Origin of the sequence: Rhodovarius lipocyclicus (assembly GCF_009900765.1) — a bacterium.
In the GTDB taxonomy this organism is placed as follows: domain Bacteria; phylum Pseudomonadota; class Alphaproteobacteria; order Acetobacterales; family Acetobacteraceae; genus Rhodovarius; species Rhodovarius lipocyclicus.
In genome coordinates, this window is record NZ_JAAABL010000104.1 from 1 (window position 1) to 333 (window position 333).

At 57.1% G+C, this 333-nt stretch carries 1 pseudogene; it reads right to left on the reverse strand.

The annotated features are described in order from the left end of the window. Positions 1-224 precede the first annotated feature (224 nt). A pseudogene (locus tag GT007_RS22700) lies at positions 225-333 on the reverse strand (IS5/IS1182 family transposase); the annotation flags it as partial.

Sequence of the window (333 nt, forward strand, 5' to 3'; positions counted from 1 at the left end):
TCTCGCCACACTCGACCTCAGGGACGAAACACCCCATCTCAAAACCGTCAGGGATGTCTCCGTACACCTGTCAAACATCTCTCCAGTCTGAACAGCCCCCGAACCCCCACCGAGGGGCTCTGCCCCTGACAACCCCGCCAAAGGCCGAAAGGCCCTTGGAACCCATGAGATTGGCGCCTTACCTTGGCAGGCGGGGCGCCATTTTCATTAGGGCTTGTTGAGATTCATCGTGACCGTATGACGGCTGCGGCGAGATAGATCATGGCGGCGAATGAGCTGTCTGTTTTGTCGCTACGCAGTGCGATCCGTTTGAATTCCTTGAGTTTGGCGAAG